The sequence below is a fragment of the Thiobacillus denitrificans genome, from assembly GCF_001530125.1.
In the GTDB taxonomy this organism is placed as follows: Bacteria; Pseudomonadota; Gammaproteobacteria; order Burkholderiales; family Thiobacillaceae; genus Thiobacillus; species Thiobacillus denitrificans_C.
In genome coordinates, this window is the sequence record NZ_LDUG01000048.1 from 82,808 (window position 1) to 97,743 (window position 14,936).

At 63.2% G+C, this 14,936-nt stretch carries 10 protein-coding genes; 8 read left to right on the forward strand and 2 right to left on the reverse strand.

The window, feature by feature from the left end; genetic code table 11:
- Genes ABW22_RS14455 through ABW22_RS14470 form a run of 4 tightly spaced genes read left to right on the forward strand, consistent with a single transcriptional unit; the run spans position 1 to position 3,860 of the window.
- Positions 1–1,533, forward strand: coding sequence for a DEAD/DEAH box helicase (locus ABW22_RS14455; RefSeq protein WP_059758246.1), 1,533 nt, complete (start codon positions 1–3; stop codon positions 1,531–1,533).
- The gene (locus tag ABW22_RS14460) at positions 1,514–2,488 is read left to right on the forward strand and encodes a DUF7146 domain-containing protein (protein ID WP_082708902.1); all 975 of its coding nucleotides are present in this window, start codon (positions 1,514–1,516) and stop codon (positions 2,486–2,488) included. The genes ABW22_RS14455 and ABW22_RS14460 overlap by 20 nt, the downstream gene beginning before the upstream one ends.
- Positions 2,485–2,679, forward strand: coding sequence for a helix-turn-helix transcriptional regulator (locus ABW22_RS14465; protein WP_059758249.1), 195 nt, complete (start codon positions 2,485–2,487; stop codon positions 2,677–2,679). The genes ABW22_RS14460 and ABW22_RS14465 overlap by 4 nt, the downstream gene beginning before the upstream one ends.
- Positions 2,676–3,860 carry an AAA family ATPase gene (locus tag ABW22_RS14470; protein ID WP_157648663.1) on the forward strand — a complete coding sequence of 395 codons (1,185 nt, stop codon included), beginning with the start codon at positions 2,676–2,678 and terminating at the stop codon, positions 3,858–3,860. The genes ABW22_RS14465 and ABW22_RS14470 overlap by 4 nt, the downstream gene beginning before the upstream one ends.
- Positions 3,861–4,487: 627 nt before the next feature.
- Here the strand turns inward: ABW22_RS14470 and ABW22_RS17465 are convergent.
- On the reverse strand, positions 4,488–4,655 hold the full coding sequence (locus ABW22_RS17465; RefSeq protein WP_157648664.1) for a hypothetical protein: 168 nt from the start codon (positions 4,653–4,655) through the stop codon (positions 4,488–4,490).
- Positions 4,652–4,873 (reverse strand): hypothetical protein, encoded by a 222-nt coding sequence (locus ABW22_RS14475; protein ID WP_059758253.1) that lies wholly within the window; start codon positions 4,871–4,873, stop codon positions 4,652–4,654. The genes ABW22_RS17465 and ABW22_RS14475 overlap by 4 nt, the downstream gene beginning before the upstream one ends.
- Positions 4,874–4,969: 96 nt before the next feature.
- Between ABW22_RS14475 and ABW22_RS18460 the strand changes: the two genes are divergently transcribed.
- Genes ABW22_RS18460 through ABW22_RS14490 form a run of 4 tightly spaced genes read left to right on the forward strand, consistent with a single transcriptional unit; the run spans position 4,970 to position 14,906 of the window.
- On the forward strand, positions 4,970–5,161 hold the full coding sequence (locus ABW22_RS18460; RefSeq protein WP_082708906.1) for an AlpA family phage regulatory protein: 192 nt from the start codon (positions 4,970–4,972) through the stop codon (positions 5,159–5,161).
- Between the two features lie 31 nt (positions 5,162–5,192).
- Positions 5,193–5,504, forward strand: a complete 312-nt coding sequence (locus ABW22_RS14480) for a hypothetical protein (RefSeq protein WP_157648665.1) — start codon at positions 5,193–5,195, stop codon at positions 5,502–5,504.
- On the forward strand, positions 5,497–7,296 hold the full coding sequence (locus tag ABW22_RS14485) for a hypothetical protein (RefSeq protein WP_059758258.1): 1,800 nt from the start codon (positions 5,497–5,499) through the stop codon (positions 7,294–7,296). The genes ABW22_RS14480 and ABW22_RS14485 overlap by 8 nt, the downstream gene beginning before the upstream one ends.
- A complete protein-coding gene (locus tag ABW22_RS14490) occupies positions 7,296–14,906 on the forward strand; it encodes a hypothetical protein (protein WP_059758262.1) in 7,611 nt (2,536 codons plus the stop codon). The genes ABW22_RS14485 and ABW22_RS14490 overlap by 1 nt, the downstream gene beginning before the upstream one ends.
- Positions 14,907–14,936: the final 30 nt, after the last annotated feature.

Consider the following 14,936-nt stretch of genomic DNA (forward strand, 5'->3'; position numbering starts at 1 on the left):
ATGCGGCCCGATGCAGGGTTGGCAACGCTCCGCCCCTACCAGTCCAGCGCGGTGGAGCAGGCCCGAGAGAATGGACGTGCCGGCGTCCTGCGCCAGATCATCTATTCCCCCACGGGGAGCGGCAAGACCGAGATTGCCATTGCGCTGATCCACTCGGCCAACAGTAAGGGCAGGCGCGTGGCGTTCGTCGCCAACCGGATCGGGCTTGTGGAGCAGGCTGCGCGCCGCCTGCGCGAGTCCGGCCTGAGTGTTGGCGTGCTGCAGGGTGACAACACCCACCGGCTGGATGCGCCCGTGCTGGTGTGCTCGATCCATACCGTGGCCAGGCGAGGCTTGCCCGTCGACATCGACGTGATCGTGATCGACGAGGCCCACGGCGTCGCCGGATCCAGCCACTACCGCGATCTGCTGTTCCGCTACAACGCCCTGCCAGTGATCGGACTTAGCGCCACGCCGTTCGCCAAGGGCCTGGGCAAGCATTACGACAAGCTGGGGGGGGCGTTGTTCGAGCGCATCGTGCAAGCGGCCAGCATCCGGGAATTGATCGACATGGGCTTCCTGGTCGACTGCGACATCTACGCGCCGACTGAACCTGACCTTTCCGGCGTCGCCATGGTGCGCAACGCATTCGGTGAGCAGGATTACAACGAGCGCCAACTGGCCGCCGCAGTCGATAAGCCGTCCCTCGTTGGCGACATCGTGGCCCACTGGAGACGGCTGGCGCGCGACCTGCCCACGGTCTGCTTTGCGACCAGCATTGCCCACAGCAAGCACATCGCCAGCGAGTTCAACGCCGCCGGCATCTCCGCTGAGCACATCGACTGCTACACCGACGAGGAAGAACGCCGCGGCATCCTGGCGCGAGTCACCAGCGGACAGACGAGGGTGATCAGCAACGTGGGGATTTTGGCCGAAGGCTGGGACATGCCGGCCTGCGGCGTGATGATCCTGGCGCGGCCGACGCGAAGCCTGACCCGCTGGATTCAAATGGCGGGCAGGGTGCTACGTCCCTATCCGCGGAAAGGGCGAGCCATCATCCTCGACCACTCCGGCAGCGCTGCACGCTTGGGCTATCCGACCGACGATCTGCCGCTTGAGCTGGATGACGGCGCGGCGAAAAAGCCAGGGGCCGGCAAGGAGAAGGAAGAGCCGAAGCCCAAGAAATGCCCGTCATGCAGCTACATGAAGCCGGCGAGGGTTCACACCTGCCCGGCGTGCGGGTTGGCGCCCGAGCGGCCGTCCGAGGTCGAGGTGGAGCCCGGCGAGCTCGTAAGGCTCAAACGTGACAGGAAGCCGACGCGCGAAGAGAAGCAGGCGTTCTATAGCCAGTTGCTTGAGCTGTCCGTCGATGAGAAATGGAGTCCGCATCGCGCGGCGTGCGTGTACAGGGACAAGTTCGGCGTCTATCCCAAGGGGCTTGAGAAGGTTCCAGAGCCGGCAACGCAGGAGGTGCGCAACTTCGTGACCTCAAGGCAAATCGCCTACATCAACGCCAAGCGGAAGGAGGCCGGCAATGCTGCAGCCCGTCCGTGAGGTAGCACAAGGCCGCTGGACCGGCATCCTGTCCAGTTTCGGCCTGACCGACAAGCAGCTATCAGGTAAGCACGCGGCTTGTCCGGTGTGTGGCGGGAAAGACAGGTTCCGCTTCGATAACCAGGATGGACGCGGGACGTTCTTCTGCTCGCACTGCGGGGCTGGTGATGGCGTCCAGTTGGTGATGAGCCTCAAGGGCATCGACTTCAAGACGGCCGCCCATGAGATCGAGTCCATTGCTGGGGTGGTGCAGCAGGTTCAGGTCGCCAAAGTGCCCGACGAGAAGCAAAAGCTGGATGCGCTACGCCGGGTGTGGGCTGAATCCAAGCCCCTGGCCATAAGCGATGAGGTGATGCGCTACCTGGCAGGGCGCGGTCTCGATCTGACGACGTCACCCGACAACCTGCGACTGCACCCAGCCCTTCCGTATTACGAGGGCAAGACGCTCGTCGGCAAGTTCCCGGCGATGGTTGCGCTGGTCCATGCACCGGACGGCACGGGCGCAACCCTGCATCGGACCTACATCGCGGACGGCCACAAAGCACCGGTCGAGTGTCCGAAAAAATTGATGAGCGGGAAACCCGTCACAGGCGGCGCCATTCGCTTATCGGGCGTCGGTGAAGTGGTAGGCATAGCCGAGGGCATAGAAACGGCCCTGGCGGCTTCCATTCAGTTCGGCATTCCGGTTTGGTCATGCGTCACGGCGCACGGCATCGAGACATTCGAGCCGCCCGCAGGCGTGAAGCGCATCACGATCTTCGCCGACAACGACGCGAGCTTCACCGGACATAAGGCCGCATACATCGCTGCTTTCCGGTTGGTGCAGCAGGGGTTTGATGTCGAGGTGAAAGTCCCGGCAGCTGTCGGCGACTGGCTCGACGTGCTGCCGGGTGCGCGTACTGGCACGACAGAAGCCGACACTGGACGCATCCAGACAAACAAGGGGTATCGATGAAGCTGATTTCATACGAGAGCGTGCTGCGCAAGCTGGGCGGTGATGAGGGGCCGTGTCAGCGAACTGTCGAACGGATGGTCGATCGCGGTGAGTTCGTTCAGCCGGTGCAGGTTGCACCCAGGCGGTTGATGTTCATCGAGGACGAAGTCGATGCATGGATCAAGCAGCGGCAGCGGAAGGGAACGGCATGACAATCGATGCCCTTGCGCATTCGCCACCGAGGATTTCTGCCCAAAAAGAAGCCCCACCACAAGGGCGGGGCGCACAAGGTAAAACACTCTTTGAGCATGGTAGCGCACAGAAAAATCAAAGCCGCATGACGGCTGACCCGTTCGGTGATGCGGCGCCAATGCGATTCAAGCTTCAATCCGGGGCGGACCTATGCAACGCCCCGTTGATGCGCTGGATGGTGCGCGGGGTGCTTCCAGCGGAAGGGCTAGCCGCACTGTACGGCGCCAGTGGAAGCGGAAAAAGTTTCCTGATGCTGGCCATAGCCGCCGCTGTTGCCGAGGGGGCCGAATGGTTTGGCCGCCGGGTAACACAAGCCCCTGCCACCTACGTTGTGCTGGAGGGCGAGGCCGGGATGGGCAAAAGGGTTAGAGCATGGAGCCAGCACCACAAAAGGCCCGTGCCCGACGAGCTGCGCTTCATAGCACAGCCTTTCGACATCTTGAGTAACGACGTGATCGAATTGGCCAAGGCGATTATTGCCGGTGGCGGGGGTGGCGGGCTGGTGATCGTCGACACCTTGAATCGTGCCGCACCCGGAGCCGATGAAAACTCAAGCGTAGACATGGGTAACCTGATCGCCGCATGTAAGCGCCTGCAAGGGCTGATTGGCGGCCTGGTGCTCCTGGTGCACCACACTGGCAAGGACACAACGAAGGGGCTGCGCGGGCATTCGAGTCTTTATGCCGCCCTTGATGGTGCGATCGAAGTAAGCGCCAGCGACACCCGCAGATCCTGGAGCGTGGCCAAGTCGAAGGATGACGTCACCGGAGAAGCGCACCCGTTCAAGCTGTCAGTCGTGCAAGTTGGAACCGATGACGAGGGCGAGGCCATCACTTCTTGCGTGGCCCTATCGGATGAATCGGCTGACGCAATCAAACAGGCCAAGAGGCCGACGCTGCGCAGTAACCAGAAGATCGCAAACGAAGCCATAGGGGAAGCGCTACGCAATTCTCCGCACGCTGGCAAGGAAGGCGCACCAACAGGAAGGCCGTGCATTCAATATGCCGATGCCGTGGCGATTGTTTCCGAGCGCATCCCCGCCGATGCCAGGCATAAAACATCACGCGCCAAGGTGGCAATCACTGGACTGGTAGAGCGTGGCTTTCTCGCAATCAAAGGGGACTGGTTATGGGACAAGTGACCGCCTCCCCGTTTCGCCCCCCCCGTTTCGCCCCCTTCCCTAAAGGGAGAAGGGCGAAGCGGGAAGCGGGGCCCTTTTCCCGGTTGAACCGAAATAACACGAAACGGGCGAAGCGGGAAGCGGGGGAAGCCCGTGCCTTAAGGCTTGCAGACGTTTCCCAGCGATTCCCGAAATGTCCCGAAACGGGAATGGCAGAGACAGGTGCGAACTGATGCGAATTGGTGCGAATCACCAATCGGCACCAACCCCGCACCTGATGCTGATGAAGGCCCTAGCCATGAGAGATGGTGGTTGGAACTTGAGCCCACGCATCCAATCCTGGCTGGGTAATGGGGGAGGCAAGCAGCGGCGCATATCTGAGCGCAGCGCGGGGTGCTGGCGTCGCGTTGAGGCAATCGGCAGCCGAGTATGGCGGAACCATGCTCCGCTTGACGGCCTTGCTGGATGCGGTGTTTCGTCTGTTTGTGTGTTGATACCCACCGCGATACCCATCATTTACCCGACAGAAAGGCTCGCGTGATGATCCAGCCCGACCATGTTGAACTGCTTACCCGCACCCGCGAGATGGTCGAAACGATGCGCCACCACCCGCCTGGCTCGCCGGCCGCGCTTCTGCTCAGCAAATTCTTACCGGGTGGATAGGACTACGAGGGCGTAGATCAGTTTCCCAACATACCACGCCAGCACCAGCGCGACCGGCAGGCGCATGCCGCTGCCGTAGGTGAGCCAAGCCCACACGTCGCGCCAGGTGGCGCCGCGCACCTTGTACCTGATCTCCCGCATCAGTTCGCTCATGACTTAACGCAGTTGAATGCGTCGGTAAAGGCATTGGGCTTGCCGGCGAACTGCGCGTGTCTGCCGTGTTTGGCGCAGTGCGCCTCGGCAGCGGGCAGGGTGAGCGCGGCTTCCGAGTTGGCCCAATTCACCGAGACGGCATGTTCGGTGCCGGTGACGCGCGGCGGCTGGGCGGCGCAGCCTGCAAGCAGCAGGGCGGCGATGATGATTGTTCTCATGGGCGACTCCTCCTGCCGGGAGTTTAGCCGAGGGTGCGCGTACAGCAGTAGCCCGCGTATAGATTCAGGCTACAGCAACAGCCATCACGCCACCCTATGAAGCTTCTGTCCTACAGCGACCTGGTTTACCGGCTGAGGCTCAGCCGCAGCACTCTCGAGCGCATGGTTGTTCGCGCAGAAATACCGCCACCGGTACAGGTGTCATCGGGAGCAGTTCGCTTTGTCGAAGACGAGATAGAGGCGTGGCTCACGACCTGCCCACGCACGAAGACCACCCCGGCAAGTTGAAACAACCCACCCTCACCAAGAGGATATGACCATGACCAACCACATTCCCGCCGCCGTGCCATGCCCTGATCCCGGCAGCACGTTTATGGAAATCGCCGCGAAGATCATCGCTGCGGAAGAAACAGCGCGCAAGGAAATAAGGAGGGCACGGGCTCAGATTGAAGCGTCCAATAACGAACGCTGGCTGGCAGAGAAAAGGCTTGATTTTGCGAAAGACGAGCTGGCCGACGTGCTGGCGTCCATCGATGCGGCCAAAGCAAGACTCGCCAGTATTCAGGCGCTGACTGCCATAGAGGCAGATCGCGTCCTGCAAGCGCTTAATCAGGAAGAGTTCCATGCCTAAAGTTCCGACGTACGATTCATTCCAGGCCACGCCGACCGCCCAGCCGCAGACGCGTTTCGATGCTCCTGCGATGGTCGACACCGCGGGCAAGCAGGCGCAGCAGACCGGCCAGGCGCTGATGCAGTCCGGCGGGCAGCTCGGCCAGGTCGCGCTCGACATGCAGCGCGATGCCAACAAGACGCGGATCGACGACGCCACCAATCAGGCGGTCAAGCTCGATACCGACCTGCGCCTCGACATGCTCAAGCTGGAAGGCCGCAACGCGCTGGAGCGCCCGGACGGCCTGAGCCTGGCCGACGAGTACGGCAAGAAGCTCAAGCAAGGGCTGGACGGCATCACCGCCAGCCTTGGCAACGAGGCGCAGAAGCAGGGATTCGCGCATGTTGGGTCGCAGATCAGCGGCAAGCTGTACGCGCTGGCCAGTGGCCACATGGTCAAGCAGCAGGAAACGCACCAGAAGGAAATCTGGCAGACCGGCATCGAGACGGCGACCGAGCGCGCCACGCTGCTGTACGCCGACACCGAAGAACGCCTGCGCTCGCAGGAGGCGATCAAGACTATCACCGCCGAGATGGCGCAGAAGTACGGCTTGGACAAGGATGTCGCCGACCGCGCCTATACCGAGGCGGTCAGCCCGATGCACTCGGGAATCATCAAGACTCTGATCGCCGACGACAAGGCCGACGTGGCGAAGGCCTACTACGACGAGAACAGCGCCAGCATGACCCTGCAGGCGCGCGCCCAGGTGCAGGGGCATATCGCCGAGGCCGGCAGCACCAAGATGGCCGAGACGACCGCCGATGAAGTGTGGTCGCGGATCGGCCCGGCAGACGCCAATTCACCGGTGCGCCTGTTCGATATGGAAAAGCAACTGCGCGCCGAACTGGCCGGCAGCCCGGACGCCATGAAGAAGGGTGTGTCCGCCCTGCGTGAGCGCGCCTCCGCGTTCAATGCCCAGCAGGCCGAAGTGCTGGCCGGCGGCATCAATGGCGTGTGGGGCATGATCGACGCTGGCGCCGGCATGCGCAAGGTGCAGAACGGCCAGGCATGGCTTGAGCTTCCCGAGAAGGACCGCCACGACATCAGGAAGACGCTTGAATCCGAAGCCCACGCCCGAGAGAGCCGCGCCTATACCGCAGAAAGCCGTTCCCTGGTGCGCTCACAGCGCAACGAGAAATCCTTGCTGCTGCAGAACGGCGACCAGTACCTGACCGACACCGACCCTGCCGTGCTGGCGCGGATGAGTCGCGCCGAGGTCGAGGCCAAGCGCAGCACCTTCGGCCTGGAAGCGACCAAACAGCTTTTGTCCAAGTGGGACACCTTGCAGAAGCCGGGCAAGCTGTCCGAAGCCAAGATGGACAAGCAGGACTTCGACATGGTGGCCGACAGCCTTGGGCTTTCTCCGTATTCGAGAGGGATCAACGAGGACAAGAGGCGCGCGCTGGGCACCCTTCAGTTCCGCGTCGAGCAGTTGATTAATCGCCAGCAGCAAGGCGGCATCACGCTAACCCGCGAACAGAAGATGGACCTAATGAAGAAGGAAATGGCGCAGGAGGTCATCGTCGACGGCGGGATGTTCAGCCGCGATCGCAGCGTTCCGGTGATCGCGCTCAACCCCGACCAGATCGGCGACGTGGTAATCCCGCAGGCCGACCGCTCGACCATCGCGCAAAAGATGGCCGAACGCTACCGGCGCAATCAAGACCCGCTGTTCGCCCCCACCGAAGACAACCTGCGCCACTGGTACTTGATGAGCAAGAGCCAGTCCGCAAACCTGATTAAAGGCCCGTAATGGATCTCGACGAGTTGATGGACCGCAGCACCCAACCTGTGGCCGCGCCTGATACGGTTGACGACGCCATGGACGCCTACAGCGGCGCGCAGACCGGGGCAGTCCGTGCCGGCGCCACCCTGGCGCTCGACAGCAACCCGGACGAGATCGCGCGCCAGAAGCGCATCGCGCAATCGCTCGGCGTTCCTTTGGCCGCAGTCGAGGCCGACCCAGAATTCGCCACCCGCGAGCAGCGCGTGCGCAGCATCGAGCAGGCCACCGCCAATTCCCCGGCGCTGCGGCAGAAGTTTAGCGATGCCGACTTTGCCAAGCTGGCTGCTGACAACGTGGATAACCTGTCTGGTATCGAGCAGCTTTTGCGCTCGGCCAAGCGCGGATTTACGGCAGGGTTGCGCGGGATGGATGCCGCGGCGGTCGACGATTCGGCGCGCATTCTGACCGCCATCGACACCATCGAGCGCGGCGGCGCATTGTCGCCGAACGATCCGCTCGCCTCCATGTTTGCCGGTTCCGGTCGCTCGCCTGACAACCTGGCGCAGATGCGCGCGAAGCACCAGGGCCGCGTGACCGAGAACGTCGGCGAGTACGGCAAACGCACGCAAGCGTTGACGAAACTGCAGCCGACCGGCGCCACGGCCGACTTCTACCAGGCGAAGGGCTGGGGCGATTCGCTCTCGGCCCTGCTGTCTGACCCGTTCGAGATCAGCGCCAACGTCGCCACCGAATCGCTGGGCCTGATGGCGCCGGCTTTGCCGATGATTGCCGGCGGCGGATTGGCGGGCGGCGCGCGCGGGCTGGCCGGCATGGCAGGCGCCACCTCGACCAACGCCGAATACTCTACCGCCATTGCCGAGGCGCTGCAGGCGTCCGGCGTGGACCTGAACAACCTGGAAGCGGTGCAGGCGGCAGTTGCCACCCCCGAATTTGCCGAGACCCGACGCCAGGCCACGATCAAGGCGGCAACCATCGGCGCGTTCGACGCTGCCACCGCGGGCATGGCCGGCGTGCGGCTGCGTCCGTCGATGGCGGGCAACCTTGCCGCGCAGACCGGCGTGCAGGCAACCGGCGGGGCGGCGGGCGAAGTCGCCGGCTCGGTCGCATCCGGGCAGGAAGTCAATGCCAGCTCCGTGCTGGCCGAGGCCATCGGTGAAATGCCGAGCGCCATGATCGACGTGGCCATGATGGCAGGCAAGCGCACGCTCGAAGGCCAGCGCAAGGCCGACCAAGCCGAGCAGCAGGGCGCCTTCATCAAGAACCTGAACAAGCTCGCCGCCGCCGACAAGCTGCTGGCGCGCGACCCCGAAACCTTCCAGAGCTTCATCGCCGCCGTCGCCGAAGACGGCCCGGTGCAGAATGTCTTCATCGACGGCCGCACCCTGATGCAGTCCGGCATGGCGCCGCGGCTGGCCGAACTGTCGCCGGCCGTGCTCGAGCAGCTTGACCGCGCCATCCTCACCGGCGGGGTCATCGCCATCCCGGTCGACGAATACGCCGCCCGCATCGCGCCGACCGAATTCGCGCCGCAGCTACTCGACCACCTGAAGACCGACGTTGAAGGATTCAGCCGCGCCGAAGCTGCCGACTTCATGGCGAACCAGGGCGCCGAGCTGAAGGCCGAATTCGAGCGGGTGATTGGAACACAGTCAGACGCCGACACATTCCGCGCCTCACATGATGTTGTGAAGCAGGACATTATCGGGCAACTCAACACCGCAGCACGCTTCACCCCGCAGGTCAACGATGCCTATGCCACGCTGGTGGCCGCGCGCACAGCAGTTCGCGCGGCGCAGATGGGGATGACGCCCGAGGCATTCCACCAGAAGTATGGGATGAATGCGCGCGGGGCGGAGGTTGCCGGGGACAAGTTCGATCAGGCCGGCGTATCATTCAAGGAGGGGTCGCGCGGGTCACGCAGCGGCCAAACCGACATGACGCTTACGGCTGACGCTGGTGGAGAATCTGTCGGGCGGATTGACTACTCCGTTTATCAGGGCCGTCCGTCGGTTCAAATGATAGACGTTCCAGAAGGAAAGCGCCGCAAAGGCTATGCGACCGAGATGGTCAAGCAGTTGCAGCGGCAATTCCCTGGTGTCGAGATTGACTTTGGCGGACTCACTGAAGAAGGGGCTGCGTTGTACAAGGCGCTCGCCAAAACAACCGAGCCGAGCGAGTACGCGCCTGCATTCGATGAACTGGCAGCGGCCATCGCTGAACGCACGGCACTGGAAGAAAAGAATGCGCAACTCGAAGGCACGGCTGAACGCGGCGCATGGATCGCTCAGGTTGGCGACCGCTGGAACGAGTTACACGACATCATCAGCGACCTTGAAGGCGAGATTTTCAACAAGTCGCCCACCAAGAATCTTATCAATACCTTCGACCCCGCCGACCCCAGCATCCTGAATCAGTCGGCCAACCGCAGCCTATATGAAAAGGCCTGGAAGATGCTGGCCGGCAACGAGGCGATCTTCCAGAACCCGATGCCGGATTCATTCGACATGGAAGGCGCGGCCAGAGAGATCGATCCCGGCATGAGCGCGGTCGCGGACAAGCCCGACCTGGACGAGCAGAAAACCGGCATCACGAAGAAGTGGTACGTGACGATGCCGGACGGCACCCACGCCTATGTGATGGAGAACAAGCAGGGCGAAGTGTGGCTAGACGCCTCGCGGCTGGAAGAGGGCGCGAGTGGCGGCGCCAAGCTGTACCTGTTGGTTGGCAGCTATGCCGAGGGCAACGGCAAAGTGTTCATCGGCGACCCGGCAGGATTGTCCGACGTGGCCTTGATCCGCCGCACCGAGAACATGCTGTCGCTGGCGCTGCGCTTCGGCAAGACCAGCTTCATGCGCCCGCACGAATACCAGATGAACCCCGACGCAAAACAGGGAACAGTTCTTGCTGGTGTTGTGAAGCCGCTTGAGTGGGTTGAAGGCAACGATGCCAACAACATTGAAGAATTGATCCGAACAAGCTATGCTAACACCGTCAAGCTCGTCGCGGAGGTCAAGGATGTCACATTCAATTTCGACAAGCAGCGATTCGAGCAGGATGGTGTTGAGTTCACAAAGGACGGTTTCAAGCGACTTGTCGACGGACTCCCTGGAGCACTTCGCAAACGGGGTCTTTCCAAGATCGTTACGACACGAAACCCCGGAGGAAAGGGGGGCGCGGCTGAAGATTTCGCGCCAATCGGAATCGCTACGCTTAAAAGAGCGGCTGTCACAAATACCCTGGCACGCGAAACGCGCGCAGGCCGAGGGGGAGACTTACTGGCTGAGATTGGCCGGTTCGTATCAGGGGAATTAACCGGCCTCGCCGGCACGCTGTATCAGCCTGGCGGCGGCAACACCGCCCCGCGCGGCTCGTTCTCTCCCGCCACCAACACCGTCACCCTGCTGCAGAACGCCGACCTCTCGACCTTCCTGCACGAATCCGCACATTACTTCTTCGAGTCCGACATCCAGCTTGCCAGCGAGCTGGCCGGCAAGGCCGAACCGACCCCGGGCGAGCAGCAGATCGTCGACGATGTATCCCGCCTGTTGACTTGGCACGGCATCAATGGCGACGTGACCGAGCAGCTGCGCACCTGGCACACGATGGACTTCGAAGAACAGCGCAGCCACCACGAGCGCACCGCTGAGTCGTTCGAAGCCTACCTGTTCAGCGGGCAGGCACCGAGCCTGGAACTGCAGCCGATGTTCCAGCGTTTCCGCGCTTGGATGGTCAACGTCTACAAGTCGATCAAGGATTTTCTTGCCAAGAACCCCGAGGCCGGCAAGCTGAACAACGAGGTGCGGTCGGTGTTCGACCGCATGATTGCGACCCAGGAGCAGATCCAGCTGGCTGAGCAGGCGCGCAGCCTGACCGCGCTGTTTGCCAGCCCCGAGACTTCCGGCATGACTGCGGACGCCTTTGCTGCCTACCAGGCGCTCGGAACCGACGCGACCAACACCGCCATCGAGCAACTGCAGGCCAAGGGCTTGCGCGATATGCAATGGCTGACCAACGCGCGCGGCCGTGAGATCAAGAAGCTGCAGAAGGAATCGAAGGCGGCAAGGGCCGAGGTGACGATGGAAGCCCGCGGCGAGGTGATGCGCCAGCCGGTCTACCGGGCGTGGGACTTCCTGACCCGCAAGCTGTCCGACAACGACAAGCTGCCGCCGCTGGAAAGGAAGTCAGACCCGGATGTGCTCGACCCGACGCTGGATTCGCTGTTCGTCGCCATCGCCAAGCTGGGCGGCATCCGCAAGGACCAGGTGTTGTCCGAGTGGGGTGCCGACCCCAAGGACATCCCGCAGTCGGGCCTGTTCGGCAAACCGGTGTGGCGCGTCACCGAAGGCCTGCCGATCGACAGCATGGCGTCTGCCTTGGCCGAGCACGGCTATCTGCCGCTGAACGAGCACGGCCAGTATGAACTGAACGACCTCGGTGACCGCTTTCTGGCCGAGCTGTCAGGAGACACCCAATATTCGCACGCCTACCAGCCGCAGGACTTGCTGCCTGGCGAGCAGATCGCCACCCCGGACGGCTTGATGGCGGGGCGGATCGAGTTCGCCGGCCTTGCCGCCATCGGCATCCCTGAAGAAATCGCCGCCCATCTCAAAACGCTGAAGATGACCGCGACGGACGGGCTGCACCCCGACCTGGTGGCGGTCCTGTTCGAGTTCAGCTCGGGCGACGAGCTGGTGCGGACGCTCGCCGCCGCGCCGACCCCGAAGGACGCCATCAACGCGCTGGCCGAGCAGATGATGCTGGAACGCTTCGGTGAACTGTCCAGCCCCGACGCCATCGAGCGCGCCGCCGACCAGGCCATCCATAACGATGTGCGGGCGCGGATGCTGACCACCGAAGTCAACGCGCTGGCGCAGGCCACCGGCAAACCGAAAATCCTCGCGTCGGCCGCCAAGGCCTTCGCCGCCGACATGATCGCGCGCCTGAAGGTGCGTGATGTTCGTCCAGGTCAGTACGCCAACGCCGAAGCGCGCGCAGCGAAGGCCGCGGCCAAGGCCAAAGGCGACATCGCCACCGCTGCCGCCGAGAAGCGCAATCAGGTGATCCAGCACTATGCCACCAGCGCGGCCTACGACGCACAGGACGAGGTGAAGGCAACGCTGCGCGCGTGGTCGAAGCTGGTCGCGCGCAAGGACAGCACGAAGTCGGTGGACATCGACCTGCTGAACGCCGTGCGCGCGATTCTCGGCGAATACGGCATCGCGCCGAAGCGCGCCGAGCGCGCCAGCGAATACCTGAAGTCGGTGCAGGCCTACGATCCCGAAATGTATGCCGTCATCCAGGCGTCGGTCGAGCGGGCTGAGGCCAACGCCAAGCCGGTCAAGGAATTGACCCTGGACCAATTCCGCGGCTTGCGTGACGAAATCGACAGCATCATGCACCTGGCCAAACGCTCGCGGCAGATGGAGATCGACGGCGACCTGCTGGAGATTGCCGACATTCAGGACGCGCTGGTCGAGCGCATGACCGACTACGGCATCCCGGAAACGATCCCCGGCGAAGGCCAGGCGGTGACCCCGGCCGAGCAGCGGATGAACAAGTTCAAGTCGCTGCTGGCCTTTGCGCGCCGCGTCGAATCGTGGGTCGGGCAGATGGACGGCACGCAGCAGATGGGGCCGTTCCGCCGCTTCGTGTGGAGCCGGATCAGCGATGCTGCCGTGGCCTACCGAGTGGACAAGGCCGCGTACATGAAGCAGTTCCGCGCGCTGGTCGAGTCGATCGCGCCGACGCTCAAGCCTGCGCTGATCCATTCGCCCGAACTCGGCTACACCTTCGGCAAGGACAGCGGCGGCTCGGCCATCAACGAGATCCTGCACGCCGTGCTGCATACCGGCAACGAGTCGAACAAGCGCAAGATGCTGCTCGGCCGTGGCTGGGCGGTTGAAGTCGCGCCGGGCCAGCTCGACACGACGCGCTGGAACGCCTTCATTGCGCGCCTGGTGGCGGAAGGCAAGCTCACCCCGGCGCATTATGACTTCGCACAGGGCGCGTGGGACTTGCTGGAGTCGATGAAGCCGCTGGCGCAGAAGACGCACCGCGACGTGTTCGGCAGATACTTCAACGAGGTGACGGCGAATCCGTTCACCGACCCGTTCGGCGTGACCCGTGCCGGCGGCTACGTCCCGGCGATGGTGGACTCGAGGATCGTGAAGGACGCCGAACTGCGCAAGCTGGCCGACGAGGACAACGCGGCGATGAGCTACGCCTTCCCGACCACGCCCAAGGGCTTCACCCAGGCGCGCACCGAATACAACAAGCCGCTGATGCTCGACCTGCGTACCTTGGGCCAGCACGTCGACAAGGTGCTGCTGTTCTCGCACATGGAAATGCCTGTGCGCGAGGTGCAGCGGGTGCTGTCGAAACGGGTGGGGGAAACGCTCAACCGCATCGACCAGACCGCCATCTCCGGGATGCTGCTGCCGTGGCTCAACCGTTCGGCCAAGCAGCAGGTGGAAACACCGATTGCCGGGTCAGCCGGGACCATGCGCTTCTTCTCCGTGCTGCGCTCGCACGCCGGCATGGCCGCGATGTTCGGCAACCTGGCCAACACGGTGCAGCAGTTGACCGGCTTTTCTCTGGCCGCCATCAAGGTCAAGCCGAGCCTGTTGCTGGCGGCGACGGTGGACTTCACCAAGGCGCCGCGCGAGTTTGCGCAGGCGGTTTCGGAAACGTCCGCCTACATGAACACACGGATGGCGAACGAGGTCTATGCCATGACCGACGCCATCAACGACATCCTGCTCAACCCTTCACTACTAGAGAAGGGGCAGGCGTGGACGATGCGCCATGCCTATTTCCTGCAGTCAGCTTTCGACAACAGCATGAGTCCGATCATCTGGACGGCGGCCTACAACCAGGCAAAGCAGGGCGGCGAGACTCACGCCGACGCGGTGCGGCTGGCTGACGGCACGGTGCGGGAGACGCAGGGCGCGATGCAGGCCGAGGACATCGCTCGCTTCGAGGGTGGCAACGCCTTCGTCCGCATGTTCACGCAGTTCGCCGGCTACTTCAACATGAACGCCAACCTGCTCGGCACGGGCTACGCCCAACTGATGCACAACGGCGGACTGCGCAAGAACGCGGGGCGCGGCGTGTTCCTGTTCGTGTTCGGCTTCATGATCCCGGCCGTGGTGGGGGAACTCATCATCCAGCTTTTCCGGGGCGGGCCGGGCGATGACGATGACGACGGCGAGTATCTGGACGACTGGATCGCCGCAGTGTTCGGCTGGGCGCCGCTGCGCTATGCGACGGCGATGGTGCCGATCGCCGGGCAGGTGGTCAATGCGGCGGTCAACTCCTGGAACAGTAAGCCATACGACGACCGCCTCGCCTCATCGCCCGCCATCTCCATGCTGGAGTCAGCGGCGCGTGCGCCGGTATCGGTCTACAAAGCGATCGATGGCGATGGCAGCGCACAGAAGGCGGTACGCGACGTGGCCACCTTGATGAGCATGACGCTTGGACTTCCAGCCAACCTTGCAGCGCGCCCGATCGGCTACGGCGTCGGCGTGATGGACGACGCCACCGATCCGACCAGCGGATTTGACTTCGCACGCGGGATATTGACGGGTCAGGTCAGCCCTGACAGCAAGCAGTAATGGTGTGCGTATCGCACACCCGAGTGCACA

Excerpts from the sequence above, each read along its gene's own strand:
- ABW22_RS14455 (WP_059758246.1), top strand. The coding sequence starts at position 1 with ATGCGGCCCGATGCAGGGTTGGCAACGCTCCGCCCCTACCAGTCCAGC.
- ABW22_RS14460 (WP_082708902.1), top strand. The coding sequence starts at position 1,514 with ATGCTGCAGCCCGTCCGTGAGGTAGCACAAGGCCGCTGGACCGGCATC.
- ABW22_RS14465 (WP_059758249.1), top strand. The coding sequence starts at position 2,485 with ATGAAGCTGATTTCATACGAGAGCGTGCTGCGCAAGCTGGGCGGTGAT.
- ABW22_RS14470 (WP_157648663.1), top strand. The coding sequence starts at position 2,676 with ATGACAATCGATGCCCTTGCGCATTCGCCACCGAGGATTTCTGCCCAA.
- ABW22_RS17465 (WP_157648664.1), bottom strand. The coding sequence starts at position 4,655 with ATGAGCGAACTGATGCGGGAGATCAGGTACAAGGTGCGCGGCGCCACC.
- ABW22_RS14475 (WP_059758253.1), bottom strand. The coding sequence starts at position 4,873 with ATGAGAACAATCATCATCGCCGCCCTGCTGCTTGCAGGCTGCGCCGCC.
- ABW22_RS18460 (WP_082708906.1), top strand. The coding sequence starts at position 4,970 with ATGAAGCTTCTGTCCTACAGCGACCTGGTTTACCGGCTGAGGCTCAGC.
- ABW22_RS14480 (WP_157648665.1), top strand. The coding sequence starts at position 5,193 with ATGACCAACCACATTCCCGCCGCCGTGCCATGCCCTGATCCCGGCAGC.
- ABW22_RS14485 (WP_059758258.1), top strand. The coding sequence starts at position 5,497 with ATGCCTAAAGTTCCGACGTACGATTCATTCCAGGCCACGCCGACCGCC.
- ABW22_RS14490 (WP_059758262.1), top strand. The coding sequence starts at position 7,296 with ATGGATCTCGACGAGTTGATGGACCGCAGCACCCAACCTGTGGCCGCG.